This window comes from Levilactobacillus namurensis, from assembly GCF_032197885.1.
Taxonomy (GTDB): Bacteria; Bacillota; Bacilli; order Lactobacillales; family Lactobacillaceae; genus Levilactobacillus; species Levilactobacillus namurensis_A.
In genome coordinates this window covers 1,927,724-1,954,715 of record NZ_CP134159.1, presented here as the reverse complement: position 1 = coordinate 1,954,715, position 26,992 = coordinate 1,927,724, and the positions used below count along the sequence as shown (strand labels likewise).

Here is a 26,992-nt window from a genome sequence, read left to right as displayed (position 1 = left end):
CCGAATACCGGTGAGGTCACTTTGGAGGTCACACATGAAGTTATTAATGATTGAGGATAACCACTCAGTATCGCAAATGATGTCGATGTTTTTTAAGAAGGAACAGTGGGACGTCTCGTTCGCCTACGATGGCAACGAGGCCGTTGAGATGTTCGCCGCGATGCCGAACGACTGGGACATGGTCACCTTAGACCTGAACCTGCCCGGCTTGGACGGGATGCAGGTCAGTGCCGAGATTCGAAAGCTCTCACCGACCGTGCCCATCATCATGTTGACGGCGCGCGATTCGGAAAGCGACCAGGTCTTGGGACTAGAGATGGGGGCTGACGACTACGTTACCAAACCATTCAGTCCAATCACGCTGATTGCGCGCATCAAGGCCTTACACCGGCGGGCGGAATTGGCCCCCGTATCGAAGGTCCAAGAGCCCCAATCCCTGGATGACACGGAGTCCTTTGACGTGGTCACGGAGCACTTCAAGTTAAACACCAAGACGCGTGAAGCGTACTTAAACGATCGCCAGATCGAGGACCTGACGCCTAAGGAATTCGACTTGTTGAAGACGTTGGCCCAGAAGCCCCGTCAGGTATTCTCCCGGGAACAGCTCCTCCAGTTGGTCTGGGATTACGAGTACTACGGCGATGAGCGGACGGTCGACGCCCACATCAAGAAGTTGCGACAGAAAATCGAGAAAGTGGGGCCACAGATTATCCAAACCGTTTGGGGCGTGGGTTATAAATTCGATGATAGTGGAGCCGATTCCAAATGAAACTAATGTATCAACAGATGTTGGGCTTTTTTGCCGCCATTACCATCATCTTGGTGTTATTAGGCGTGTCCTACACCCAGATGACCCGGCACATGGTCTACAGCAACACCTGGAACACCCTGGAGAAGTACTCCAACAGTCTGATTGAACAGTCCTTGCGAATCAGCGCGGAGAATCCCAAACAAGTCAATTTTGATACCACGGCGCTAGAAAACAGCGAACAATTGCTACAAAATCAGGCCGTCAGCGTCACCATTTATAGTGCCAAGAACCAGATTGTCTTTCCGGACAACGTCTATCAGCAGTCCATTAACCAGAAGGACTGGAACAAGATGAAGAATAACCGGATCATCCACAAGGTGGTCGACCGCCGAATGCGGAACAAGAACGGGCGGGTGACGCCAGCCGTGACCGAAGTCATGAAACCTTACTTCTATAACCATAAGCTGGTAGCGGTGGTGGTCATGGGGGCCTTTGTCTCGGATATCAATACCAACATCAACCAGATTAACCGGAACCTGATTCGGGCGTTGTTCGTCTCGATTCTGGTGGCCATCGTGGCCAGCTACATCCTGGCTCGGTATTACACCTCGCGGATCAATCGGCTGCGGAAGGCCACGAACCAGGTCGCCCAGGGGGACTATGACGTCCAGATGGCCAGTCGCAATCGGGACGAAATTGATGATTTGATCAACGATTTCAACGGGATGACCCATTCACTGAAGGATTCCCAAGAGGAGATTCAGCGGCAAGAACAGCGCCGGCGGGAGTTCATGGCCAACGCGTCCCACGAGATGCGTACGCCGTTGACCACCATCAACGGGCTACTAGAGGGCCTGGCTTACGACGCGATTCCGGAAGAAAGTAAGGAAGAGAGTATCGACCTAATGCGTAGCGAGACCAGCCGGTTGATTCGTCTGGTCAACGAGAACCTGGACTACGAGAAGATTCGCTCGAACCAGATTTCGTTGAATTTACATGAGTTTAACGCCGTCGATGCCCTGCATAACATTGTGGAGCAGTTGAAGCAAAAGGCCGATGACAGTCAGGATACGCTGGAGCTGCAGGCACCGGAAGAAATTGCCGTGTATGCCGACTATGACCGGTTTGTCCAGATCATGTTCAACATCACCCAGAACGCCATTCAGTTCACCCAGCAAGGGCACATCACGATTACCGCCCAGCGTGGGTATGAGGAGGCCATCATCAAGGTCGCCGACACCGGGATGGGGATGAGTGACGAGCAACTCCAGAACATCTGGGAACGCTACTACAAGGCCGATCCGTCACGGAAGAACACCAAGTACGGCGAGTCCGGTCTGGGCTTATCGATCGTCCACCAGCTGGTTCAGCTACACCACGGGAAGATTAGCGTGGACAGCAAGCAGGGCGTGGGGACCACGTTTACCGTGATTTTCCCCGACCAACACCAGACAAATGTCGACCGCGCCAAGACGGACTAGCATGAACATGGTACAATAGGGAGCACAATTAAGGAGGATTCACTTGAAACGTATACAAATTACCGGGAAATCTGTCCGGAAGTTCGAAGACGGGTATCCCGTCGTCAACATCACTGATTTAGAGAATCGCCAGGACTTTGAGGATGGCGCGTGGGTACAACTAGAGAACCACGGCCATTTCGTGGCGACCGCTTATTTTGCCAAACAACACCGGGGGGCCGGCTACGTGCTGAGCCTACGGGAAAATGAACCCATCGACGAACGGTTCTTCGCCAGCAAGTTCCGCGCGGCCCAAGCCAAGCGTGCTGCCATTAACGTTGGGGAAGCCTACCGCTTCTTTAACGACGTGGGGGATGGCCTAGGTGGTCTGATCATCGACGTCTATCAAGGTATCTACGTCTTCCGCTGGCAAAACGCGGCGTTGAAGCGTCAAGCGCGGTTGATTTACGCGGGCTTCCAGCGGGTCATGGGGCAAAACCTGACCGTCTTAGCCGCAACGCCTGGTCAAGAGGCCTTGCAAGTGGTCACAGGGAAGCTGCCTCAGGATCCTGTCACCATTACCGAAGCGGGGGTGGCCTATCCGGTCGACCTGACCGTTAGTCGCCAACAGTTGGCCTTAGAGTTCCGGGACGAACGGGCTTGGGCTCGCGAGAACAGCGCTCAGCAGCGCATCTTGAACCTGTACAGTGCGGAGACGGGGGTCGTGACCGCGGCCATGGCCGGCGACGCCACGGAAGCCGTCACGGTCGACCCGACCAACCGGGCTACCACGGCCTTACAGGCGCAATTGGCGGCCAATAACCTGGACCAAGCGGCGGTCGAGATGCGGACTATGGACGTGGCCAACTACTTGGATTACGCCATTAAGCACGAGTTGACTTTCGACACGGTCTTTGTGAATCCGCCAGCGTTCATTCGCGGGAAGAAGCACCGCTTCGACCTAGACCAAGATCTGGGGGCCTTATTGACCCAAGTCCTTCAGGTGACGCATCCGGGCTCACAGGTACTGGTCACCACGACGGCACCGGGCTACTCATTAAAGAAACTCCGGACGACTGTTAGTGAAGTTGCCCAAAATTATACCGGTCATGTAAATGTTTCCATGGACTTTCACTCCCCAGCCGACTTTATGACCAATTCGGCCGACCGGCAGAGTGAAGCACTCAAGGGGTTACATTTGGTTATCGGGTAATTGTTTGTGAATGAAAGCGTGTGAAAACAACCTAATGAACAGTGAACAAGTGGCTAGACCATTGATAGTTCACTGTTTTTTTTATCAGAAATAGTTTACTTTTAGAACCAGAACCCTTAAACTTATTCTTGTAAACAAAAAGCGTTTACAAAAACAAACGGCATAATTAAAATGAGAGTAGAGGGATTTACAATGGGAATTTTACTAGCTTTGATTCCAGCACTTTGCTGGGGAAGCATCGGGTTGATCAGTGGCCGCTTGGGCGGAACGTCGTATCAACAAACGTTAGGAATGACGGCCGGAGCCGTTTTATTCGGGATTTTTTCGCTGGTATATTTCCACGTTCAACTATCGGGTATCGCAATGCTGGTTGGGATTGCGTCTGGTCTCTGCTGGGCCGTGGGGCAATTTGAACAGTTCCAATCCATGAAGTTCATCGGCATCTCCCGGACGGTCCCGATTTCGACCGGGTTACAGTTGGCCGGGACCGCGTTAGCCGGGGTCTTGCTCTTCCACGAATGGAAAACCAGTACCATGGTGATGACGGGGACCATCGCGGTCATCATCTTGATTGCCGGGGCCGCTTTGACGTCCTTGCGCGATAAAAGTGCGGGCGTCAATAGTGAGCACATTGAAGCGGGTCGCGGGGCTACGGCCATCGCCATCTCGACGGTAGGTTACATCCTGTACACGGTGATTGTGAACATGTCGGGATTGGACTCCAAGTTGATCCTGTTCCCCCAATCCATTGGGATGATTCTGGGGGCGTTGATCTTCATCCTGTTGTCGAAGGAGAACCGGAAGAAGGTTTGGCACGTGGCCACAGCCAAGAACGTGCTGACCGGTCTGGTCTGGGGCATTGGGAACTTCTTCATGTTCATGGCGATTCCGTCCGTGGGGTTGGCAATCAGCTACTCACTGGCCCAATGTGGGATCGTGATTTCCACCTTCGGGAGCATCTGGCTCTTGGGTGAAAAGAAGACAAATCGCGAAATGGTCTACACGGTAATTGGCTCACTTTTAGTCATTGCAGGTGGGGTCACTTTAGGATTGATGAAATAGGATAAACGGGCTGATGACGGGCGTTGTCGGCCTTTTTATTATCACATTTTTTATGGACTAGACCATTTACATTTAAGAGAATTGCGTTATAATGGACTAGTCGAATAATATTAAAAAGTGAGGTTTTCTAACTATGGCACATATCGCCTTTGATCGTTCAAAGTTAGGTCCATTTGTTCATGATAATGAACTGGGAGAAATGCAGGCTATGGTGACTGCTGCGGATACTGAATTGCGGCAAGGCACCGGGGCCGGCAGTGATTTCCGGGACTGGTTAACGTTGCCCCATGACTATGACAAGGCTGAATTTGCCCGGATCAAGGCTGCGGCCAAGAAGATTCGGGAAGACTCCGAAGTCTTAGTGGTCATCGGTATCGGTGGCTCCTACTTAGGTGCCAAGATGGCGGTGGACTTCTTACACAGTACCTTCTTCAACAGTCTGCCAGCTGACCAACGGAAGGGTCCCCAGATTCTGTTCGCTGGGAACTCCATTAGTGCCGACTACGTCCACGATCTCTTGAACTTCGTGGGTGACCGGGACTTCTCCATCAACATCATCTCGAAGTCCGGGACGACGACGGAACCTTCCATCGCCTTCCGGGTCTTCAAGGAGAAGCTGATCAAGAAGTATGGTGAAGCCGAAGCCAACAAGCGGATCTACGCCACCACGGATGCCAAGCGCGGTGCGTTGAAGACCGAAGCTGACGCTGCCGGCTACGAGACCTTCGTGATTCCCGATGGTGTGGGTGGCCGTTACTCCGTTCTGTGTCCAGTGGGTCTGTTGCCCATCGCTGCTTCTGGTGCCGACATTGACCAGTTGATGCAGGGGGCTGCTGATGCTGCTGATGAATACACCAACCCAGATTTGACGAAGAACGAAGCTTACCAATACGCCGCTTTACGGAACATCTTGTACCGTAAGGGCTACGGGGTTGAATTGTTAGAAAACTACGAGCCACGGTTAGCCGCCTTCGCCGAATGGTGGAAGCAATTGACCGGTGAGTCCGAAGGGAAAGACGGTAAGGGGATCTATCCATCATCCGCTAACTTCAGTACGGACTTGCACTCCTTTGGCCAATACATCCAAGAGGGACAACGGAAGCTGATGGAAACGGTTGTGATGGTGGACAAGCCAGAACATGACGTGGACATTCCTAAGGAAGCCGATAACTTAGACGGGTTAGGTTACTTGGAAGGCCGGACCATGGGCTTTGCCAACACCAAGGCCTTTGAAGGGGTCATCTTAGCCCACACGGACGGCGGTGTGCCGAACATGAGCGTGCACATTCCTAATCAAAGCGAATACACGTTAGGCTACTTGATTTACTTCTTCGAAGTGGCTATCGCCATTTCTGGTTACCTGAACGGCATCAACCCGTTCAACCAACCAGGGGTTGAAGCTTACAAGACCAACATGTTTGCGCTATTAGGCAAGCCTGGTTTTGAAGACCTGGGTAAGCAATTAAACGAACGGCTATAAGCCAAAATGATTATCAGAGGGTTCGGAGCGTGAGTTCCGAACCTTTTTTTTGGTTAAATTAGCTAGTATCGGTTTTGCACAGATTGACGAAAGTGTTCTGGACCAATTTGGCTTTCGCCATCTTTAAAGGGAGAATCAGGTGGCGTTGGTTGGGATGGGCAACGGACTAACTTCTTGATTAGTAAGGTGTTTGACGTAACTGGAGGAGATTGATGGAAAAACTAATCGAAAGATGATTTTGCGATTAAAAAGGCTGGCTTTTTAGGTTATATAGTGTATAATTTCAGATGAACAAGGGTTTAACTACTAAATGTTGAATCAAACTTGTTTTTATGATTAAAGATGTAAGGGCTTACTTAGCGGTAGTGATTGCGGTACAGGTGAATGAGGAGGACGCGACCATGACGATGACTAAACGCACAACGCATAAGTGGTGGCTTTATTCGGGAACGGCTTTAGCGCTTTTGAGCTGGTCACTGGGGGAGACTTCGGCCCAGGCTGACACACAGGAGCCGACAGCCACGGCTGAATCGGTGACGACAACGGATAATTCGTTACAGGAATCCACGGCAACGCTAAGCCAACCGACCACGGCGACGGATGACACGGTAGCGGGGACGGATCAGACGCCGACTAACGGTGCCAACCAAGCCTCAGAGTCAACGGACTCTACCTTGCCGGTGACGGATACAGACACGGATTTAGAGACGGAAACGCCACCGGTGACGGACCAGTCGACGACGCAAGGAACGGCTGAAACGGTTCCGCCAGTTGAGCCGGATGCCGACCAAACAAAGGATGACTCTGAGGTAGAGAAGACTGAATCTACGCTGGAAACGGAGTCGACCACGTCATCGGTCACCACCGATGACCAGTTAACGGAGACTAAAACGGATGCGGGCCATCAGGCGGCGCCGGCGACGGTATCAGCGACCACGCCGCAAAAGCGGAGCGCATCACCGGAAATTGATCCTGACGCAGATTTGAGTGACCAGTTTAAGGATGCCAACTTGCTGGCGGCGGTTCGCAAGAGTTTGAATTTGACGGCTGATCAGGTCCTGACGTTAAAGGATATTCAGAATTTTTGGGGAGTGGCCCAAGTCAAAGCAAACGGTTTTGGCAAAGTGACGGATTTGAGTGGTTTAGAACTGCTGGGGAATTTAACGGAAAAAGCGACGGTCTCGGTGGAGATGACGCTGGGAAATTCGCTGGCGGAGATTCCTAATTTAGATTTAACCCCGCTATTGGCACTGAAGGATCTAACCCACTTATCGATTAAGACCAATTACTGGGGTGCCATGACGGATGACCAGCTCCACGTCCTGGCACAGGTGGATGCCCACTATATGCAAAACTTGGACTTCTCTTCGGAAGATAACGCACAAAAGAACCTAACCGGGATGACAAGTCATCAGTTAGGCATCTTGGCGCCGATGATTGCTACGGTTGTGGATAGTGATTATAAATACCCACATGCGATTACGCTAGACGGCAACTCAATCGATGACTGGAGTTCATTAGGGATCATTAAGCACGTTTCGCGGTACGGCGCTGTAATTACGGGGTGGTTGCAGTACGTTCAAGTCGATAACCCCGTAGCGGTGGGGCCGGACGGAACGGTCCAGACTAACCATCCCACGATTGATATGTGGGGACGGCCCATCCTAGATAAGATTGCTTACCGTGATGCGGACGGGAAGATTCAGTTTGCTCAGGACCAAAAATTAGTAAATCCGGATTTGACTGGTGACCAAGTAGTTTACGGTCAGCTGGGTTGGCAGTCTCAGTACGTTTACCGGTTTGCCGGGACGGTGGACCCGAACGGTGTTGATTTAGGCGGTAATTTGACCTTTATCGCTGGAACCACGATGTATCAAAAAATCGGGGCGACCCAGGGACAGACCGTCACCGTTCATTATCAAGACGATACGACCGGCGACCTGCTGGCGAGCACCGAGCTGAATGGGGACCTCGGAACGACTAGCGACTACCAGACGGGGACCACGATTCAATCGTATCTGGATCAGGGCTACGAACTGGTCAGCGACGAGTATCCGACCGCAGGAGCGGTCTTTGGGGATACGGCGCAAAGCTTTACCGTGCACCTCAAACACGCCATCACGGCGCTGGATAACCGGAAAACGGTGACGCAGTGGATCCATTACCAATACGCGGATGGCACGGAAGCAGCCCCAACTTATACGGCTTGGGTCACCTTTATTCGGCAGGGTCAACGCGATGCGGTGACGGGGGAGACCCAGTGGCAAGACTGGCACCCGATTAGTACCACCACGACGTTGCCTGACCGGACCTCACCCGTAATTGATGGGTACACGGCCGACCAGTTGACGGTCACCGGTTTAACAGCAACCCCGAGTGGGGAAGACCAGACTACGTGGGTCACCTACGCGGCCACACCGGTTGATCCAGAGCCGGAGCCAGAGCCGGAACCAGAACCAGAGCCGGAACCAGAGCCGGAGCCAGAACCAGAACCGGAGCCAGAGCCGGAACCAGAACCAGAACCAGAACCAGAACCAACGCCGGAGCCGACCCCAGCACCAACGCCGGGACCGGACACTTCGGGGAGTGGTGACTTGGAATCTGGCATGACGAACGTCGTAAAACCTGCTCAGCCAGGCGTAGCTGGTCCAATTGTTACGCAGGGCGGCGCTGCGGCACAGGGGATTGCGACGGGGAAGACACCACTGGGCCAATCAGTGGCACAACCCCAATCGCAGTCGGCGACCTTGAAGACTAACGCGGATGAGACGACGTTGCCGCAAACCGACGAACAGACCACTCACGGTTGGTTACTTGGCGGCTTAGGCTTACTCCTGGCGAGTTTAGGTGGCTTCCAATGGCGTAAACGTGATCGGCAATAGTTTAGAGAGAATTTGTCACTTGAACCAAACCAGATAGAATAGCGCAAAGAGCTCGTAACCGTTGGGGTTGCGGGCTTTTTACGTGTTGATTGGACAGAAAAAAACCACCACGTTTTTAAACGTGGTGGTTAACCGTTAATCGTTGATAGCCCATACGGGGCTCGAACCCGTAGCTCCGCCTTGAGAGGGCGACGTCTTAAACCAGTTTGACCAATGGGCAATAATGGTAACTAGCAATATCTAATTTACCCTTTTACCTGATAATTGTCAACAGCTCTTTAGCAAATAATTTCGATAAGTTTTTACAGGAAATTTTTGCTAGAAAACCGGTTGACACCAAAACGCAAACAGGGTAATATGAAATAGTTGCTTACGAGCGATAGAATCATTGGGCATTCGCCAAATGGTAAGGCACCGGACTCTGAATCCGTAATTTACTGGTTCGATCCCAGTATGCCCAATCATGGTAAAGCGGGAGTCGCCACTCAGATGCGTTAGTATCTGGGGGCGACTTTTTTGTTGAGTTGGACCAAGTTGGCTAGAAGAAGGGCAGAAGCTACAAGCGAAAAAAGTTGCGGATTCCCGTAACCCCTTGAGCCTTACGGGAACCTGCTGGTTTTAAGAAACGATTCTCGCCACTGATAGTTTATTAATTAGAGAATCCACTAATTTTTAGGATGACAAGATTGACTGAAAAGCAAGCCTTTTCAGTCAATTTTTTGATTGGCGCATTTTTCTGAGAAAGTTAAGGGTTACTTGGCAAGTTAACATGGCTGTCGATGCTCAAGGGTAGCTTGAGGGAAAAGGTCGGCAATCAGGGGCTTAAGATCACGGTAAATTTCGGGAAGAAGGGTGACAAACTAAGTGATTCGTTACATAAATCGTTGAAACACTAGTCCTATTGATTGCGTTTTTTATTAACATTATACTAAAAATATCCGAGATGGATTAGGCGCTGATTCTCAGTACGGTGGAGCCTTTAATGAAAGCGAATTCTTAAAAGTGGCTGGGGATGGCGCCTGTCAACGCAAGGTTGAGGAGGTGGTTAACGTGCATGATCCTTATCAAGTGGCATATGCGCAGACGGTGGCGACGATTGCGACCCGTATTCAGGATCTGCAAAAGACCCTGTTGGCGCTACAAAAAACCTGTGATTTACCAGAGAAATGGTGGTCGAGAGTCTATATGAAACGCCAGGCCATCCCAACAGATAGGACGGCGAAAAATGAGCTGTACGTCGAGTCGCAGTGGCGGCTCAATTATTTAATTGATTTAACCCTGTACTTAGAACGGGACCAAGTGAACGCGCTCCCCGAAGAACTTAACGCGTTTTTTCGTAAGCGGGACCTCTATTGGTGGCAAAGTGCCCTCAGTCTGATGGGGAGCTTGCCCTACCTTGAACGGGAATTGGTGGCGCCAGCTTACTATGAGTTGGCCGAACAAGTCGAGTCAACCCCTGTGCGCCACCGGCACCCAGCCACACCAAATACATAACAAACCGAAGAAGGTTGTAAACATGAAACAACGAGTGAGAAACCAAACCACTAAGAAGGCGTTTATCCTGTACAAGGGACGTACGGGATGGCGACTTAAAACCCGAATTTTTGGCGGTCTGATGGTCGGGTTAGCCGCCTTTACCCTGGCAGATAGTGGACAATTGACTACCGGTCATGCGGCAACGACCGTTGAGGAGACTCCAGCGACCGGGACAACGGTCATCCCGGCAAAGACTTCGCAAAGTCCCAACGCCAGGTTGGCGACGACCGAAGCTACAACAACGGGACAGACGGAGACTGTCAATCCAGCACCAGTGACGGCAGCATCGCCGAATCCGGCGGCAACCCCCGAATCAGCTCCGGTTACCGAATCAACGCCGGTTACGGAAACGACCCCGACGACCCCAACGACGTACCCGGTCTTGTCCCAGGACCAGAGCGTCAACATCGGGGTCGACCAATCACAGGTATCCTTGACGGCGCAACAGATTGCGGACCACTTTACGGCGAAGGTCGAGAATCGTGGGGGAAGCGATCAGGATGACAACCCGACCCAGAATACGGTGACGCAGAAGATTGGGGCGGACGGGACGATCGACCTAACCAGTAACGCGGCGCACGACTACTACGGCGCGTACGGTAAGACCACGATTCAGGGGCATCAGGCGGCTCACGTGTCGTTTGAACACGAAATTGACTTTAGTCATAACTTCTCGATGTCGGGGGCGCTGGGAATCGGGAGTAAGACTTCTGGCGGGGCCGATAGTGTGGGCTTTATTTTCGCGCCGGGTGACCCGGCCAAGGCCACCCAGGGGGGCTCAGGGGGTCAACTGGGCTTAGGCGGTCTGAGTAATGCCTTCGGGTTCGTCTTTGACGAGTACAACAATGTCTCCGAATACCACGACCCCAGTTCGCAGCCCTACATTGGCTGGCGGACCACGGATAGTAACGGGAACCTTCAGTCGGCAGCTTCAACGGATTGGAAAGCGGCTAGCCAGGTGGAGTTGAACGACCGACGGACGAACACCTTGAACGACTTTACCATGGACTATGATGCGAAGTCCCAGTTATTGACGGTGGTGTTGAAGAACGGCATCTTTTCGCGGCATATTGAGGATGTTAGCACGGGGTATTCGATTTCGGTAGCTGCTTCGACGGGGGGCAGCTGGAATGACTATTCCGCTAGGATTGATAAATTCAGTTACACCCCCAAAACGATTCCACTGACCGTGCACATGGTCGATTCGGCGGATCAAGGCGCGTTATTGGATAACGCGAACGTGGAAGCCATTGCCAACATTGGGGATACCGTTTCGGTCTTCTCCACGCAAGCCGCGGCCCAACGCGCGGTCGCCGCCGGGGAAGTCGACCCGACCCTGGTGTCGATCCTTCCTACGGATTCAGCGGGCAACGTCTACGTTATCGATGGGAGCCAAGTGGTGGCTAATCAAAATGGGACGGCGCATTCTGTGGGGGGAAGTGCCTATCAAGACGTCGCGGATGATACATACTACACCTATGTGGTGACCGACGATGACAGTCAACAGGTCACGGTTCCGGTCCGGTTAGCGTACACGGCTGAAGTCACGCCGGTCGATGCCCAGACCCAGCAACCGATTGCGGGCTTACAACCCGTGACGGTCACCACAGTGGCGGGGGAACCGGCTTTGGTCCAGATCCCGGGATATACGCCAACCAAAGTGGTTTTGGCGGCGCCTAAGGATGGGCAAAGTGTGGCCCATGATCAACTGGCGGTCGATCAGACCACCACTGCAGCGACGGACGAAACCACGGATACGCAGGCCCAAGCTTTAGGGCACTACTACACCAGTCAGGGAACCACGGTGGACGGCCAAACGGTGGTCGGGACTGCGACCGTGGGGACGGGGCAGGCCATTGACCAGGCGTTGAACCAACAGCCGTTGGTCGATGCCAACCAGCAGCCGGTCATTAGTGGGACGGCGACGACAGGGATTACTAACCAAGACTATTACTGGTCAGCGACGGGGAGCGCCCAGGCGACGGATTCGACGGACGCCCAAGCGCCGCAAAAAGCAACTAACTTACTGGTGCCAACCACGCAGACCTTAAAGTCTTGGGCGGATAAGGCTAGTGCCAATCAGCAGCAAGCCGATGATTATCAGAAACAGGCTCGGGAGATTTACAACCAGTTCAGTGCCCTCAACGGTTTATCTCAGGCCCAACAGGCCGATGCTGCGACCTTGTATAACAATATTTCGGACATCTATCAAGACGTTTACGACAGTAACGCGGTGGCCATCACCGATTTTGGGACGGCACAAACGGTTACGGTAGCCGCCGACATCGTGCAGGACGGACAAGCGGGTTATGCGGCCTTGAAAAAAGCCCAAGACCTGCTGGGTGATTTTGAGGTGAGTCTGGGTAAGTTGACCACCACTAACAATCACGCACAAGACAGTTTGGCGACGATTGTGACGCAGCCCGTGACGTATGGTCAGCCCGTTAAACGGCCCACGGTCCATCTGGGGGATGGTTTCGGGAAGGTTCAAGCGGATCAGCTTCAGGACGATGACTTTGTCTACTATAGCGATCAGGACCTGAAAACACCGGTCACCCCAGTTAACGCGGGGACGTACGTGGTGAAGTTGACGGATAAGGGACGGGCCTACATGAAGAGTTTGGCCCCGGATAACCCGTATGCGGGCCTGTTTGTGTCGAGCATCTTAACGATCAATCCCAAAACGGTAACGGCTCAGGCTAACCCTAGCACCATTGTTTATGGGGATGCCCCGGTCTTAAGCGGGACGTATGGACAAGTCACGGACACTACGTCAGGAGACTTTGAAGTCGTTGATCCGGATACCCAGCAGGTGGTCACCGACCTAACCCAGCTACAAGTTGGCCCGACCTATCAGGTGCGATACACGGCTCAAGCTCAAGCTAAGCTGGCACAGGCGGGCAATTATGCCGTGACGGGCTTTACGCCAGGAACCCTGACGGTCACGCCCCGGGCAATCACGGTCTCGGCGAATAATCATACCAAGACTTACGGTACCGCCGATGATCCGGAATTGGACTGGGCCATCACCGACGGCCAACTGCAGAATGGCGATCAACTTGAGAATTTAGGCGTGACGCTCACGCGAACCCCGGGTGAAGCAGCGGGCGAGTACCAGATTGAGGCTCAGAAAGCAGCGACTAACCAGAATTACACGGTCAGAGTAACGCCCGGGACGTTTACGATTGCCAAACGCAACGTAACCCTGACGATTCAAACGCAACACAAGTTTTATGGGGACGCGGACCCGACACCCGACCTTGAATTGGCTGCGGGAACGTCCTTAGCACCGGGCGACCAGCTGGCAGACTTAAACCTCCAGTTCCAGCGAGACCAAGGTGAAGCCGCGCGGCAAAAGTACACCATTATCGGGAATGCGGACAATAAAAATTACAACATCACCATTCAGTGGGGAGGCTTGATCATTGATCCGCGACCAGTGATTGTCGCCGCTGCGCCCCAAGAAAAAGTATACGGTGATACGGACCCGACCCCCGTAATTCAGCTGGATGGCGATTCGACCTTGGTTGCGGGGGACACCCTGGCGGACTTAGGCGTGCAGGTCACCCGCGCTTCTGGCGAGGATGTCGGGACTTATCAGCTGAGCGATCAGAGCACGAATCATAATCCAAATTATGACCTGACGGTGACGCCGGGGACACTAAAGATTCTACCCCGACTGGTGACCGTCATTGCGGCGGATGCGGAAAAAAACTACGGTGACGCTGACCCAGTGTTGACCCTAACGCCGGAAGCCACCAAAGAGCTGGTCAACCAAGATACCTTGGATGCGTTGCACGTGACGCTGAAACGTGACCAGGGAGAGACGGTACAGCCGAATGGGTACACGATTCGTGGGACCAGTACTAGCCAGAATTATCAGGTCACGATTCAGGATGGGAAATTTAGTATTTTGCCGCGTAAGGTTACGGTTTACGTAGCAGATCATCAAAGCAAGGTTTACGGCACAGCTGACCCCGTCTTGAAGCTGCGGGATGACGCGCATCAAGTCCTAGTGGGCCAAGATACCCTGAAGGACCTAGGCGTTACTTTGACTCGGCAGGCTGGCGAGGATGTCACCGCGGCAGGTTACCAGATTACCAATTCGCGAACGGAGAAGTCGCAGAATTACAAGGTCGACGTGATACCAGGTTACTTCCAGATTACGCCTAGGGTGGCCACGGCAACAATTACGTCGTTAAAGGCAGTTTACGGAAATCCCGTGACGTTACAGGGAACCAGTAGTTTACCCGGTAAGTTTGCGCATTTCCAGCCCACTGACCTGGAGCTAGTTGATCAAGCAGGGCAGGTGGTGCTGCCAACCAAGCTTAACGCAGGCACCTACACCATCCGGTTAACCGCCACAGCTAAACAACGCTTGCAAGACCAGGCCAACTATTATCTGGATAAATTTCCGGTGGGACAGTTAGTGGTGACCCCGCGGCCGGTAACTTTGCAGATTGAGAATCAACAAAAATTCGTCGGTGAAGCTGACCCGCAAGAACAAGCACGGGTAACGGCTGGCAATTTAGCGGAGACGGATACGATTAATGATTTAGGGTTAATGTTTGCGCTACCGGAACATGTGGCGGTGGGAACCTACCCCATCACTGCGACCGCTAAAACCCCGAACTACTTGATCCGGGTAGTGCCGGGACAACTAAAGGTCTTGGGACGAACGGTTGACGCGTTGGGTGACGTGACCACCACGGAGAAGGCGGCTAGTGGTGAAGTCGTCAACGTCACGGAGCAGTGGCCCGACCACAGCGTGACAGTTTATACGTATGATCCAGCGACTCGGCAAGCTACAGTAAGTGAACTTGTCCAGGGGAAAGTCGTAAAGACCCAGCCAGTTAACTTGCAGGGAGAAACGATTGTGAACGATGGCACGGGAGCTTTGACGGTGTTGGACATTCATGATTTGACCCAGCCAGTGATTGCCCATTACCCGGCACAGGTCTGGCAACCCGCGACGCCGGACCAGTTGGCGGGAACGACTGGTCAACCTACGGGAACGGAGACTAGTACACCACCGATGATGTCCGAAGTTGGTGCGCCAAGCGTTGATGAGACACCAGCGCCGGCTGCTGAGCCGGTGGTTACGCCGAAAGCCACGGCACCAACGAAAACGCAGAAATCAACGGACCATTCGCGAGTAACGGTAACGCCAATGGCAGTGACCGGTACACCCGTGACGTCAACGGGGAAACAGTCGTCAGAAACGGTGGCAGCGGATCAGTCAGCGCAGGTACCTGCGAGAACGCGTTCGACGGCGACTGCCACGACCGCGACGAACCATATGGCCACGGCGCAGTTACCGCAGACCGATGAACAGCCGACTAACTGGTTAACGATTCTAGGTGGGGTGCTCCTCGCCGCTATCGTTTGGCCGATTGGGTGGTTGCGACGCCATTAACCAAGGTGCTTAGAATTTAGTGGTAAGTGAAAAGGAGTACTCATGAGCTGGATTGGCTCAGGAGCGCTCCTTTTTGGGGTGAACGAGGGGGGAGGATTGGTTAAGGAGAGACTAAGAGTCAGCGATGACCAGAATTGAGAGAATGTATGCTAAACTAAATAAATATAACGGTTATGGATCATGTTAGTGCCGTAACCGCACAACGCTTAAAATTTGGAGGCTATCACATGCAAACGAAAACGTTAAGCAACGGTGTAACGATTCCCATGTTAGGTTTTGGCACCTATCAGATTAAGAACAGTGACGTAAGCGAGGCCATCAAGGGGGCCATGGCTGCCGGCTACCGGCACTACGACTGTGCCCACATCTACGGCAACGAAGCCGCCATTGGTGAGGCGTTTCAAGCATCCGGCGTTAAGCGCGAAGACTTGTTCATCACCTCGAAGGTCTGGAACGCTGACCAAGGTTACGACAAGACGTTAGCGGCCTTTGAACAGACGGCCAAGGACCTGCAGACGGACTACTTGGACCTGTACCTAATTCACTGGCCGAACGAAAAGAACTTCGACCTGACGTTGGATACTTGGCGGGCCCTGGAAACCCTCTACAAGCAAAAGAAGGTCCGGGCCATCGGGGTCTCCAACTTCTCCGAAGACCAATTGAACCAGGTCTTTGATATGGCCGAAGTTCGGCCAATGGTCAACCAGATTGAACGGCACCCGTACAAGGTCCAAGCAGAACTGGGCCAGTTCGATGTCGATCACGATATTGTCAATGAAGGCTACTCCCCAATTGGGCACGGCCACATGATTTTGGAAGATCCTAAGATTAACCAGATTGCCCAAGCTCACGGTAAGACGCCGGCGCAAGTCGTCTTACGGTGGCAAATCGACACGGGCTTTGTGATCTTCCCGAAGTCTTCTAAGGTCGCCCGGGTTCAAGAAAACTTTGACATCTTTGATTTCGAGTTGAGTGCCGATGAGATCAAGACCATCAACGCTTTGGACCAAGATAAGCACTTGAACTACGATTAAGCGAGACCAATCGGCCACCTAGGCGTTTGACCTAGGAACTAAATCGAAAATAAAGCTTGGGAATCCGGCAAAGCTATGCTATACTACTTGGCATGGCGTTACCTACATTCCAAAGATCCAAGGTAATTCCTGTCGCCGCGAGTGCTTGCCAGCCTCGCGGTTTTTTTTGGCTTAAAATAGGTTAAAACGATTGATAAATTGCCGATATTGATAGTTGCCAACACTTTTCCGTTGTTAAGTGAGCTTAAATTCGTTAAACTGAAATCACTAAATGACGGATGGGTAGGTGGTAAGATGCTGGTCAGCTTCAGTCTTGAGAATTACCGTTCTTATCGTAAAAAGGCTGTTTTATCCATGGAGCCTGGTGAACGCCTGAGAAAGTACGCTAAAGAGAACACGTTGGGAATCGCAGGAACGACCGAGAAGTTTCTAAAAAGTGTTGCGCTGTTTGGGGCTAACGGGTCCGGTAAGAGTACCGTGGTTAAGGGACTAGAATTAATGCGGGAAATGGTCTTGCGACCGACTCAAGATATTGGTCAGCCGCTACCCTTTGAACCGTTTCGATTGGATGAGGTTTCTGAGAGACAACCAACACGCTTTGAAGCCGTCTTTGTCAAAGCGGACGTTAAATACATCTATTGCTTTGCGTATACTGAGAGTCGGGTGGTCGCGGAAACGCTGCAAGAACGTCGTTTATCAGGAACAAGGTCTAAAACGAAAACCATTTTTCAACGGACCGCTGATGGGGTGCGACCAGTTCCAAAAGGTCAGGGTAAAGCAGTGAAGGGAACCCGTCCAAATAGTTTGCTGCTCTATTCGCTGCAGGCCAACAACTTTACACCCGCAGTTCAAGTCTTCGACTGGTTTCGCAATGACCTGATTGTTTTTGATCAGCAAGTGGACTTTACAATTTTTGACAATGGCTTGTTGAACGACGAACGTGTCAAAAAAGAGTTGAATAATTTCTTACGTGCTGCGGATATTAATATTGTGGGGCTAGGTTATCGAGAGGTTGCGGTTCCGAAAACGACGACACAGCTTCTAGAGAAGTTTTGGCAGTTGTATGGTGCGACGGAGATTCCAGCGAAGCAACCAATTGAAACCAGTCAACGCTTTCTATACACGATTCGTAAACGATACGATGAGCAGGGAAGACGAATTAGTGACGCTGAGATTCCATTGAGCGCGGAATCAACCGGAACGCAGCGCGTCGTATTGATTGCCTTGGCAATGATTAGTTCGCAGATCCAGGGAAATCAGAAAACGGTGGTCTTTGATGAATTTGAAGAGGGATTGCATGTTGAGATGGCAGTTGGGCTGTTGAATCTGTTTAATTCCGTTAAAAATCAGAATCAATTTATCTTGGCTACGCATCAGTTGGAGTTGTTGGATGCTCGAATTCGAACGGATCAAATCTATTTCACTGAGAAAAACTATCGTGGGGAAAGCGACTTGTACGCACTCTTTGATTATGGGGCTTCAGTAGCTCGCTCAGACGTTGCCTTTTCCAAGCGATACATTAAGGGGCAGTTTGGTGCGATTCCGGTCATCAATTTAGAAAACTTTCACGCTGATTTGAACCAGTTCAAAGACGAAGGGAATTTGGGGGAATATGAGTAGACGCCAGTCGCGCCAACGGCAATTGAAGAGGGAAAAGATTATTTTCGTTGAAGGTGACACCGAAGAATATTACTTTAATATGCTGAGGCAACGTTATCATGGTGGCAACGTTAAAGTGAAAATCTAAAATAAGAGCGGTCTAAAGGCGGTGACCTTAGTTGATGAGGCCATTTCATGGTTAGCGAATCATCGGGCGTTTACCGGTGATGCCTATGTCTGTTTTGATAATGATGATCAGTCTGAGGAATTACTGATTAAAAGTTTTAATCGGGCTAGAAAAAACAATATTCACATGATTTATTCGGATATCTGTATAGAGGATTGGCTATTGATGCACTTTACGCCAGTTCAAGGAGGCCCTAGCAATTGGCGACAGAAGTCTTGGCTTTTTCGTCAATTAGAGAAGCATTTAAACATCACGGATTATCCAGGTCATAAGGGGAGCGATTTGACGGCCTGGTATGAGGACCGGATTCTTGATGCGGATCGATACTGCCGGCAGTTGACGGGAAATCGACCGTTGGATGGAGTAGTTCTTGGGAAAAAACAGGTTTACACCAATTTTAATCAGGCTATTCGGGGGATTTTTGAACTTGAGACCTTTTAATCATTAGTGGCGGTCGTACTCTGGTTGAAAGGGGAGTACCGTTATCGGTTGGTCGAATATGGCCTGTCGCCGCGAGTGCTTGCCAGCCTCGCGGTTTTTATTTGGCTTAAAATTGACCACTGGTTATTTTTGCAGTATGCTATTTAAAAATAACCAGTGGTCAGTTTTGACAGAAAGGAATCCTCATGGCGAATATCTATACACCAGATCAGAAGCATGCCAAGCGTCAAGCCATCATGCAGGCGGCGGTCGAATTGTTTGCTCACCAGAGCTATCCCGAGATCACCATGCAACAAATTGCGGAAGTGGTCGGGTGCTCCAAGGGGACGACCTTCCGGTACTTTGCAACTAAGGAAGACCTGTTCATGAGCATTCTTTTAGAGGACTATCGCGATTACTTTGAACGGCTTTTGACGAAGCTAACCCCCACGACGCGCCTCACAGCAGCAGACTACGTTGACTGGATGACGGCCCAGACCAAAGAGCTGATCTTGCACCACAGCGTCTTGGTTCGTTTGAACGCGATTCGTGGACCGATTCTGGAGGGAAAAGCCAACATGGCGGAGACCGTCGCGCGGCGGAACGCTCTGTACGCGGTCAGTCGACAACTAGGGGAGCGACTGGAGACCTGTACCCAACAGTTGTTGACCCAGTCACAGTTTAGCCACCTCTTCATTGTCCAAAGTGCAATGATCAGCGGGTTGATGAACATGGCGTCGTTGGCCAGCTTTAACCATGCGACGTTAGCGGTCAGTTATCCGGACTTTGAGATTGATCTGGTTCCGGAAGCCCAGCAACAGACCCGGTTTTACCTCACTCAGTATTTAAAGGAGTTTTCTCAAAAATGAAGCAAGCAAACATTCGAAACTTTGCCATTATTGCCCACATTGATCATGGGAAGTCGACCCTGGCGGACCAGATTATGGCGCTCACGCAAACCGTGAGTGAACGGGAGCAACACGCCCAACTGTTAGATGACATGGCCGTCGAGCAGGCCCACGGGGTCACCGTTAAAGCGCGGACCGTCCGGAATTTTTACCACGCTGAGGACGGACAGGAGTACGAGTATAACCTGATTGATACACCCGGACACGTCGACTTTAGTTACGAGGTCGCTAAGAGCCTGGCGGCGACGGAGGGAGCACTGCTCTTAGTCGATGCCACCCAGGGGGTGCAGGCCCAGACGATTGCGAATTACCGAATCGCTAAGGAACGGCACTTACCCTTGATTCCGGTGCTCAATAAGGTCGATATGGCCGCAGCGGATATCGACGCCGCTTTAGCACAGCTACACGACTTGGACGCGGCCTTTACTCCGGAGGCCACGTTATTGATCTCGGCCAAGACCGGGCAGGGGGTCCCCGCGGTGTTAGAGGCCATCAAAGATCGGTTACCGGCGCCTAGTGGGGCGACCCAGGCACCATTGAAGGCCTTGGTGTTTGACTCGTTGTACGACCCTTACCAGGGCGTGATCGCGTACGTGCGCCTGATGGATGGCCAGCTTAAGGACCAGGAAAACTTACGGTTGATGCAGGCGGACCAGGCCTTTAAGGCTAAGGCAATCGGGATCTTCACGCCGAACATGCATCCCCAGTCGCAGCTGACGACGGGGGATGTGGGGTACGTGGTCACGGGGATTAAAGACCCCAAGCAGGTGCGGGTCGGGGAGACGTTGACCGCCCAAGACCAGCCGACCTCAACCCCCTTGGCAGGCTACCAACCGGCAAGACCCATGGTGTTTGCGGGCCTGTATCCCCAAAATAATGATTACCCGGCCCTGAAAGAGGCCATTCAGAAGTTGGGGTTGAACGATCCGTCGTTTTCCTACACCGAAGAGCGGTCGGAGGCGTTGGGAGTCGGGTTCCGGTGCGGCTTTTTGGGCGCCTTTCACCTGCAGATTATTCGCGAACGGTTGCACGACGAATACGGGGTGGACGTGTTGACCACGGCCCCGAACGTGACCTATCACGTGCAGCTTAAGAATGGCCAGCAGATGGTGGTCAATAATCCCGTTCAGTTTCCGGCGTTTAGCTTGATTGAGTCGGTCGCGGAGCCTTTCGTACAGGCGGCCATCACTATGCCTAGTGAGAGCTTGAATGCCGTGCTCAAGTTAACGGAACAACACAAGGGAATGCTGACGGACCTAGGAAATCAGGGTGACTTGGTGGTGGCGACCGTCAAGATGCCGTTATCGGAGGTGGCTTACCACTTCTTCTCGGAACTGAAGTCGGTCTCGCACGGGTTCGCCAGCTTGAGTACCAGGTTCTTGGACGATGAGATCAGTGACTTGGTGAAGATTGAAGTTGACATGAACTATGCGCCAGTCGATGCGTTAGCGTTTGTGGTCCACCGCGAGGATGCGCCGATGATGACCCAGAAATTAGTGGGTCAGCTGAAGGTCACGGTTCCCCGGCAGCTTTACCCGACACCGGTCCAGGCACGCGTCGAGGGTAAGGTCTTAGCCCGTGTCGACGTGCCACCCCTGCGAAAGAACGCGGCGGTTAACGGGGAAGCTCACAGTGTGTCCAAAAAAGCGGCATTATTGCGACGCCAGAGTGCCAATAAGCGCCGGGCCACGCAGAACGCGGTGAAGTTACCCCAGAGCGTGTTTAATGCGGTTTTGGAGTTGTAAATCAAAACAAGGATTAACAAATAGACGAAGCTCAAAGTATCTACTAACAATGGGTAGTTATTTTGAGCTTTTTGTCTAGTCTTGCGGTAAAGCTGAGTTCCTAAGCGCTATTGCACCATTCCCAAGCCCCTTTCCTTGAATCCCGCCGCAGTTTGTGATAAGTTTACACCGTAAATTGTGTTTAGCAATAAACAAATTTATAACGGAACGGCCCCGGCATCAACTATAGGGTGCGGGTCCGTTTTAGGGCGGTCTGGTTGGTAGGCAATCTCAGGGAGCTGGGTGAGGACCTTCAAAGATAAGCAGCAGGTTGTGGCGCAAATTGAAGTCAGTTTGAACGGTCGCGCGGATAAAAAGTGGTTATAGTGAGGAATTTTTGCAAATTGGTGCGGTCCACATTATAAAAAAGTCCCGCTTAGCGTGTTTTTCTGGTATACTGTCACAATTGTTAGTATTGCTAAGCCTTTAGGAGTGTGCCGATGGCAGATTTAGTCTATCAACATGTGATGCGTGACTTAAAGACGCGCATTCGGCATGGAGAGTTTAAAACCAAAAAATTACCAGATGAACGCAGCCTCAGCGAGAGCTACCAGGTGAGCCGTAGCACAATCAAGCGGGCCATGGGCGTCCTCGTGGACCAAGGCATCATCTTCAAGAAGCGGGGGTCCGGGACCTTCATCAACCCGTTGTACCTGAAGGACCAGTCGGCCTTTCGGTATGAGGGGAAGAACCTGGGGATTACGGATAGCTTTCAGATCGATGGGGAGCGGCCTAAGATTAAATTGTTAGACTACCAAGTCATCCGAGCGACCCCCGAACTGCAGCAGGACCTCTTCTTAAAGGAAGACGAGTTCGTGTACCAGATCAAGCGGCTGCGTTCGGTCGACGACCAGCCGGTGATTATCGAGACGGGGTATATTCCCATCAAGATCGTCCCCACGTTGACGGCCGAAGTCGTGCAGAGATCCATTTTCAATTACATTCAGGAAGCCCAGGGGCGGGCCGTCAACAAGTCCTTCTTGTCGATCCGGGCCCAACCTTCGAACGCCGAAGACCAGGATCTCCTGGCACTGGCGCCTAACGAACCGGTCGGGGTCATGGAAGGGATTTTCTTCCTCGACGACGGCACGCCGTTTGAAGTTTCCAACATGCACCTTCATTACAAGTACCTCAAATATGGCACGTTTGTGAATTTAAATGAGGATTAGGGCATTTTTTTCTGGAACCCGTTTCAGGAAAAGCCGTATCCTATCAGACCGCGGATGGTGTCAGGTCAATTTTAAAATTTTGGGATAAGTTTTTTTAAAATTGGACCGTATCAATTTACAAAGTAGTTGACTTTTCTCAAAAAGTCCGTATTATTAGAGAAAGTAAATTGATCTTATGTGATTTACGAACGCATTGTAACGATGTTAGTTACCCAACGAAGGAGTGTAAAATTCATGGCAGTAGATTTCGATTCCAAATCCTACTTGGAAAAAGTTGACGCCTGGTGGCGCGCAACGACCTACCTTTCTGGTGGGATGATTTTCCTGAAGGACAACCCACTGTTCTCAGTTACCAACACACCAATTAAAAAAGACGACGTTAAGGTTAAGCCTATCGGGCACTGGGGAACTATCTCCGGTCAAACCTTCTTATACGCTCACGCAAACCGTCTGATCAACAAGTACGGTTTGAACATGTTCTACATCGGTGGCCCTGGTCACGGTGGCCAAGTTATGGTAACCAACTCCTACTTGGACGGAACTTACACGGATGCATTCCCAGAAATCACCCAAGACCTTGAAGGTATGGCTCGCTTGTACAAGCGCTTCTCCTTCCCAGGCGGGATCGGTTCTCACATGACCGCTCAAACGCCAGGTTCTCTGCATGAAGGTGGAGAATTAGGTTACTCTCTGTCTCACGCGGTTGGTGCCGTGTTAGACAACCCAGACCAAGTGGCCTTCACGGTCGTTGGTGATGGGGAAGAAGAAACTGGTCCAGCCATGACGGCTTGGAACTCCATCAAGTTCTTGAACCCTAAGAACGACGGTGCCGTATTACCAATCCTTGACTTGAACGGGTTCAAGATTTCTAACCCAACGATCTTCTCACGGATGAGTGACGACAAGATCGCTAAGTTCTTCGAAGGTTTAGGTTGGTCACCACGGTTCATCGAAAACGATGATATCCATGACTACATGACTTACCATGAAAAGGCCGCTGCTGTCTTTGACCAAGCAGTTGCTGATATTCAACAAATCCAAAAAGATGCTCGCGAAAACGGCAAGTACGAAGATGGCGAAATTGCACCATGGCCAGTCGTTATTGCACGTTTACCAAAGGGTTGGGGTGGTCCTAAGCAAAACCCAGCCGGCGAACCAATTGAAAACTCATTCCGTGCGCACCAAGTTCCGCTTGGTCTGTCACAAAACAACTTCGACGAACTTCCAGAATTCGAAGCTTGGATGAAGTCATACAAGCCAGAAGAATTATTCAACACGGATGGAACGTTGAAGGCAGAAGTTGCCGACTTTGCACCTAAGGGTGACAAGCGGATGGCAGCGAACCCAATTGCCAACGGTGGCCGTCGTCGTGGCGAAAAGCCAGCAATGTTAGACTTACCAGACTGGAAGTCCTTTGCTAACGACATCAACGCTGACAACCGTGGGACGAACTTACCAGATGGTAAGCAAAACATGGACATGAACGTGTTATCACAATTCTTCGCCGGTGTTGCGACGAAGAACCCAACGTCATTCCGGATCTTCGGACCTGACGAAACCATGTCCAACCGTCTCTGGGACATGTTCAAGATCACGAACCGTCAATGGATGAGTAAGGTCAAGGAACCAAATGACCAATACGAAGCACCAGAAGGCCGGATCTTGGATGCTCAATTATCCGAACATCAAGCTGAAGGTTGGTTGGAAGCTTACACGTTAACTGGTCGTCAAGGGGTCTTCACTTCTTACGAATCATTCTTACGTGTTGTAGATTCCATGATTACCCAACACTTCAAGTGGATCCGTCAAGCTGCCGCTGAAGACTGGCGCAATGATTACCCATCATTGAACTTGATCTCCACGTCAACTGTGTTCCAACAAGACCACAACGGTTACACCCACCAAGATCCAGGTATCTTGACTCACTTGGCTGAAAAGAAGTCTGACTTCATTCGCCAATACCTGCCAGCTGATGGGAACACCTTGTTAGCTGTCTTCAGCCGTGCTTTCCAAGACCGTCAAAAGGTTAACCACATCGTGGCTTCTAAGCAACCACGTCAACAATGGTTCTCCGTTGATGAAGCTGAAGAATTGGCTACTAAGGGAATCAAGGCTATCGACTGGGCTTCCACTGTTGCTGAAGGTGAAGATGCTGATATCGTCTTCGCTTCTGCCGGTGTTGAACCAACCATCGAAACCTTGGCTGCTGTTGACTTGATCAACGATGCCTTCCCAGCTGTTAAGATGCGTTACGTCAACGTTGTCGAATTAGGTCGTCTTCAAAAGAAGAATGGCCCTCTGAACGCAGAACGTGCTTTGTCTGATGACGAATTCAGTTCTCTGTTCGGTGAATCCGGCACGCCAGTTGTCTTTGGCTTCCACGGCTACGAAGACTTAGTAGAATCAATCTTCTACGAACGTCAACACTTAGGCTTACACGTCCACGGTTACCGTGAAGATGGTGACATCACCACGGCCTACGACATGCGGGTCTACTCCGAACTTGACCGCTTCCACCAAGCTAAGGATGCTGTTAGCGTCTTAGTGAACAAGGGTGTGGTTGACGAAGCTGCTGCTAAGGCCTTCGACAAGAAGATGGATGACATCTTAGCTAAGCACTTCAAGGTTACCCGTGACGAAGGTCATGATATTGAAGAATTCACGAAGTGGCAATGGACGCCATTGAAGAAGTAATCTTCGATTAACCTTTAATGAATTAAACGAAAAAAGCTCGAGACTGCGGTCTCGGGCTTTTTTTGCATAACTAAGCGGTGGGACGTCATTAAGTAAAATGCGGTCGTTAAGCTCAAAAAAATGAACTTATCCATCAAATACGTTGACGGCAACATAAACTTGCCCTATACTCTTTTATGTTGTTGGCAACATAAAAATAAAAAGATGGTGAAGTTATGAAAAAAGTATTAATGATGGTCGGTTCACTCCGAAAAGAATCCTTCAATCGGAGCGTGGCAAATGTAATTGTCCGGGAATTGCAGCGACGTGACTGGCAAACGGAATTTGCGGTACTCGATGATCTGCCGTTAATGAATCAGGATATTGAATTTCCAACACCGACTAACGTCATGCGGTTACGGGAGCAAGTTAAGACAGCTGATGCGTTGTGGATCGTTAGTCCTGAGTATAACGAAATGATTCCCGGTGTTCTGAAGAATGCATTAGATTGGTTATCGCGGCCAACGAAGGCGGGTGTCTTTGGTGCTCCCGACTTCATTCAAGACTTCCCAGTTGTTCTCAGTGGTGCGGGAGGCCGTAAGGGAGCTAAGGTGGGGTTGGCACATCTGATGACCCTGACTAAGTTTATGGGGATGCGGCCATTACCCGATTCAGTTGGACTACGAGTTCCCATGGCAGCCTTTCAGACGAATCGTTTTGACCTAGACGGTGACCAAAAAGCAGCTATCATAGCGCAAATTGCGCAACTGCAGTCCGCAGTAAAATAAGCAAATGCCCCCTACCAGAGTGACGAATAGTCAACCTGGTAGGGGGCATTTAGATTAATGGGTTGTAAGTTCTGGTGGATCTGGAATATCAGTGGGTCCTTGATGCATGATGGTCATGATTAACCGAGCTAGTTCGGCAGGGGATTCTGGCATTCCTAAGTCTAGCCAGTGACGACAAATGCTACTGATGCCATTGGAGTAAAAGGTGAGTTCGTATTGTTCCTGATGACTAGCGGCATCCGGAAGTGCTTGTCGGTGTTGGAAAAATTTTTCGAGTAAACTTGAATTTTGGCGCATAAGTAAGGCCCGCATTAATGGCGCGTTTTTCTGAAAAGTGGTCAAGATTGCGGTTAAAAATTGGGTTGGTTTTTGGCGATCAAAAAGTGGAAGGTTATCCAGCATTTGCTGAAAAAAGGCATCCTGAATTTGATTAAAACAGTCGAAGGGGTCTTGAAAGTAACGGTAGAAAGTTCCGCGGTTCACGTCCGCAGCTTCACAGATTGCGGTGACTGTAATTTTTTCCAATGGGTGATGTTGTAGTAGTGCGATTAAAGATTCTTCAATCACGTGGATTGTGTATTGGGTACGACGATTATTTTTAATACCAGCCATTTGAGGTCCTCCTGACAT

At 51.2% G+C, this 26,992-nt stretch carries 17 protein-coding genes and 2 tRNA genes; 17 read left to right on the top strand and 2 right to left on the bottom strand.

What is annotated here, in order from left to right:
• The first annotated feature begins 34 nt into the window (after positions 1–34).
• The 6 genes from RIN67_RS09410 to RIN67_RS09385 all read left to right on the top strand — a co-directional run bounded on the left by RIN67_RS09410 (position 35) and on the right by RIN67_RS09385 (position 8,848).
• A complete protein-coding gene (locus RIN67_RS09410) occupies positions 35–769 on the top strand; it encodes a response regulator transcription factor (protein ID WP_264999361.1) in 735 nt (244 codons plus the stop codon).
• On the top strand, positions 766–2,232 hold the full coding sequence (locus RIN67_RS09405) for a sensor histidine kinase (protein WP_024747735.1): 1,467 nt from the start codon (positions 766–768) through the stop codon (positions 2,230–2,232). Before RIN67_RS09410 ends, RIN67_RS09405 begins: the two co-directional genes overlap by 4 nt.
• Before the next feature lie 43 nt (positions 2,233–2,275).
• The gene (locus tag RIN67_RS09400; RefSeq protein WP_264999359.1) at positions 2,276–3,424 is read left to right on the top strand and encodes a class I SAM-dependent methyltransferase; all 1,149 of its coding nucleotides are present in this window, start codon (positions 2,276–2,278) and stop codon (positions 3,422–3,424) included.
• A 192-nt stretch (positions 3,425–3,616) separates the two neighbouring features.
• The gene (locus RIN67_RS09395; protein WP_056943919.1) at positions 3,617–4,486 is read left to right on the top strand and encodes a GRP family sugar transporter; all 870 of its coding nucleotides are present in this window, start codon (positions 3,617–3,619) and stop codon (positions 4,484–4,486) included.
• A 133-nt stretch (positions 4,487–4,619) separates the two neighbouring features.
• The gene (locus tag RIN67_RS09390) at positions 4,620–5,966 is read left to right on the top strand and encodes a glucose-6-phosphate isomerase (RefSeq protein ID WP_264999358.1); all 1,347 of its coding nucleotides are present in this window, start codon (positions 4,620–4,622) and stop codon (positions 5,964–5,966) included.
• 401 nt (positions 5,967–6,367) lie between these two features.
• A complete protein-coding gene (locus RIN67_RS09385) occupies positions 6,368–8,848 on the top strand; it encodes a mucin-binding protein (protein WP_313825905.1) in 2,481 nt (826 codons plus the stop codon).
• A 146-nt stretch (positions 8,849–8,994) separates the two neighbouring features.
• Here the strand turns inward: RIN67_RS09385 and RIN67_RS09380 are convergent.
• Positions 8,995–9,067 (bottom strand) — tRNA-Glu (locus tag RIN67_RS09380).
• 170 nt (positions 9,068–9,237) lie between these two features.
• On the opposite strand from RIN67_RS09380, the gene RIN67_RS09375 reads away from it, so the two are divergent.
• From RIN67_RS09375 to RIN67_RS09325, 11 genes are all read left to right on the top strand, one after another.
• Positions 9,238–9,309: transfer RNA gene (locus tag RIN67_RS09375), tRNA-Gln, on the top strand.
• A 589-nt stretch (positions 9,310–9,898) separates the two neighbouring features.
• The gene (locus RIN67_RS09370) at positions 9,899–10,342 is read left to right on the top strand and encodes a hypothetical protein (protein ID WP_264999356.1); all 444 of its coding nucleotides are present in this window, start codon (positions 9,899–9,901) and stop codon (positions 10,340–10,342) included.
• Positions 10,343–10,364: 22 nt separating this feature from the next.
• Entirely contained in the window at positions 10,365–15,800 is a 5,436-nt protein-coding gene (locus RIN67_RS09365; protein WP_264999355.1) for an MBG domain-containing protein, read from the top strand.
• A gap of 227 nt (positions 15,801–16,027) precedes the next feature.
• On the top strand, positions 16,028–16,834 hold the full coding sequence (locus RIN67_RS09360) for an aldo/keto reductase (protein WP_264999354.1): 807 nt from the start codon (positions 16,028–16,030) through the stop codon (positions 16,832–16,834).
• 294 nt (positions 16,835–17,128) lie between these two features.
• Entirely contained in the window at positions 17,129–18,454 is a 1,326-nt protein-coding gene (locus RIN67_RS09355) for an AAA family ATPase (RefSeq protein WP_264999353.1), read from the top strand.
• Positions 18,455–18,602: 148 nt separating this feature from the next.
• Positions 18,603–19,061, top strand: a complete 459-nt coding sequence (locus tag RIN67_RS09350; RefSeq protein WP_264999352.1) for an RloB family protein — start codon at positions 18,603–18,605, stop codon at positions 19,059–19,061.
• 185 nt (positions 19,062–19,246) lie between these two features.
• On the top strand, positions 19,247–19,909 hold the full coding sequence (locus tag RIN67_RS09345; protein ID WP_313825907.1) for a TetR/AcrR family transcriptional regulator: 663 nt from the start codon (positions 19,247–19,249) through the stop codon (positions 19,907–19,909).
• Complete coding sequence (gene lepA / locus RIN67_RS09340; protein WP_264999350.1) at positions 19,906–21,693, top strand: translation elongation factor 4; 1,788 nt, start codon at positions 19,906–19,908, stop codon at positions 21,691–21,693. Before RIN67_RS09345 ends, lepA begins: the two co-directional genes overlap by 4 nt.
• 479 nt (positions 21,694–22,172) lie before the next feature.
• Positions 22,173–22,901: a GntR family transcriptional regulator gene (locus tag RIN67_RS09335; protein ID WP_264999349.1), complete on the top strand. Its 729-nt coding sequence runs from the start codon at positions 22,173–22,175 to the stop codon at positions 22,899–22,901.
• Between the two features lie 234 nt (positions 22,902–23,135).
• The gene (locus tag RIN67_RS09330; protein ID WP_264999348.1) at positions 23,136–25,595 is read left to right on the top strand and encodes a phosphoketolase family protein; all 2,460 of its coding nucleotides are present in this window, start codon (positions 23,136–23,138) and stop codon (positions 25,593–25,595) included.
• A 215-nt stretch (positions 25,596–25,810) separates the two neighbouring features.
• A complete protein-coding gene (locus RIN67_RS09325) occupies positions 25,811–26,362 on the top strand; it encodes an NADPH-dependent FMN reductase (RefSeq protein ID WP_264999347.1) in 552 nt (183 codons plus the stop codon).
• 54 nt (positions 26,363–26,416) lie between these two features.
• On the opposite strand, the gene RIN67_RS09320 is transcribed toward RIN67_RS09325, so the two are convergent.
• Entirely contained in the window at positions 26,417–26,974 is a 558-nt protein-coding gene (locus RIN67_RS09320) for a TetR/AcrR family transcriptional regulator (protein WP_264999346.1), read from the bottom strand.
• Positions 26,975–26,992: the final 18 nt, after the last annotated feature.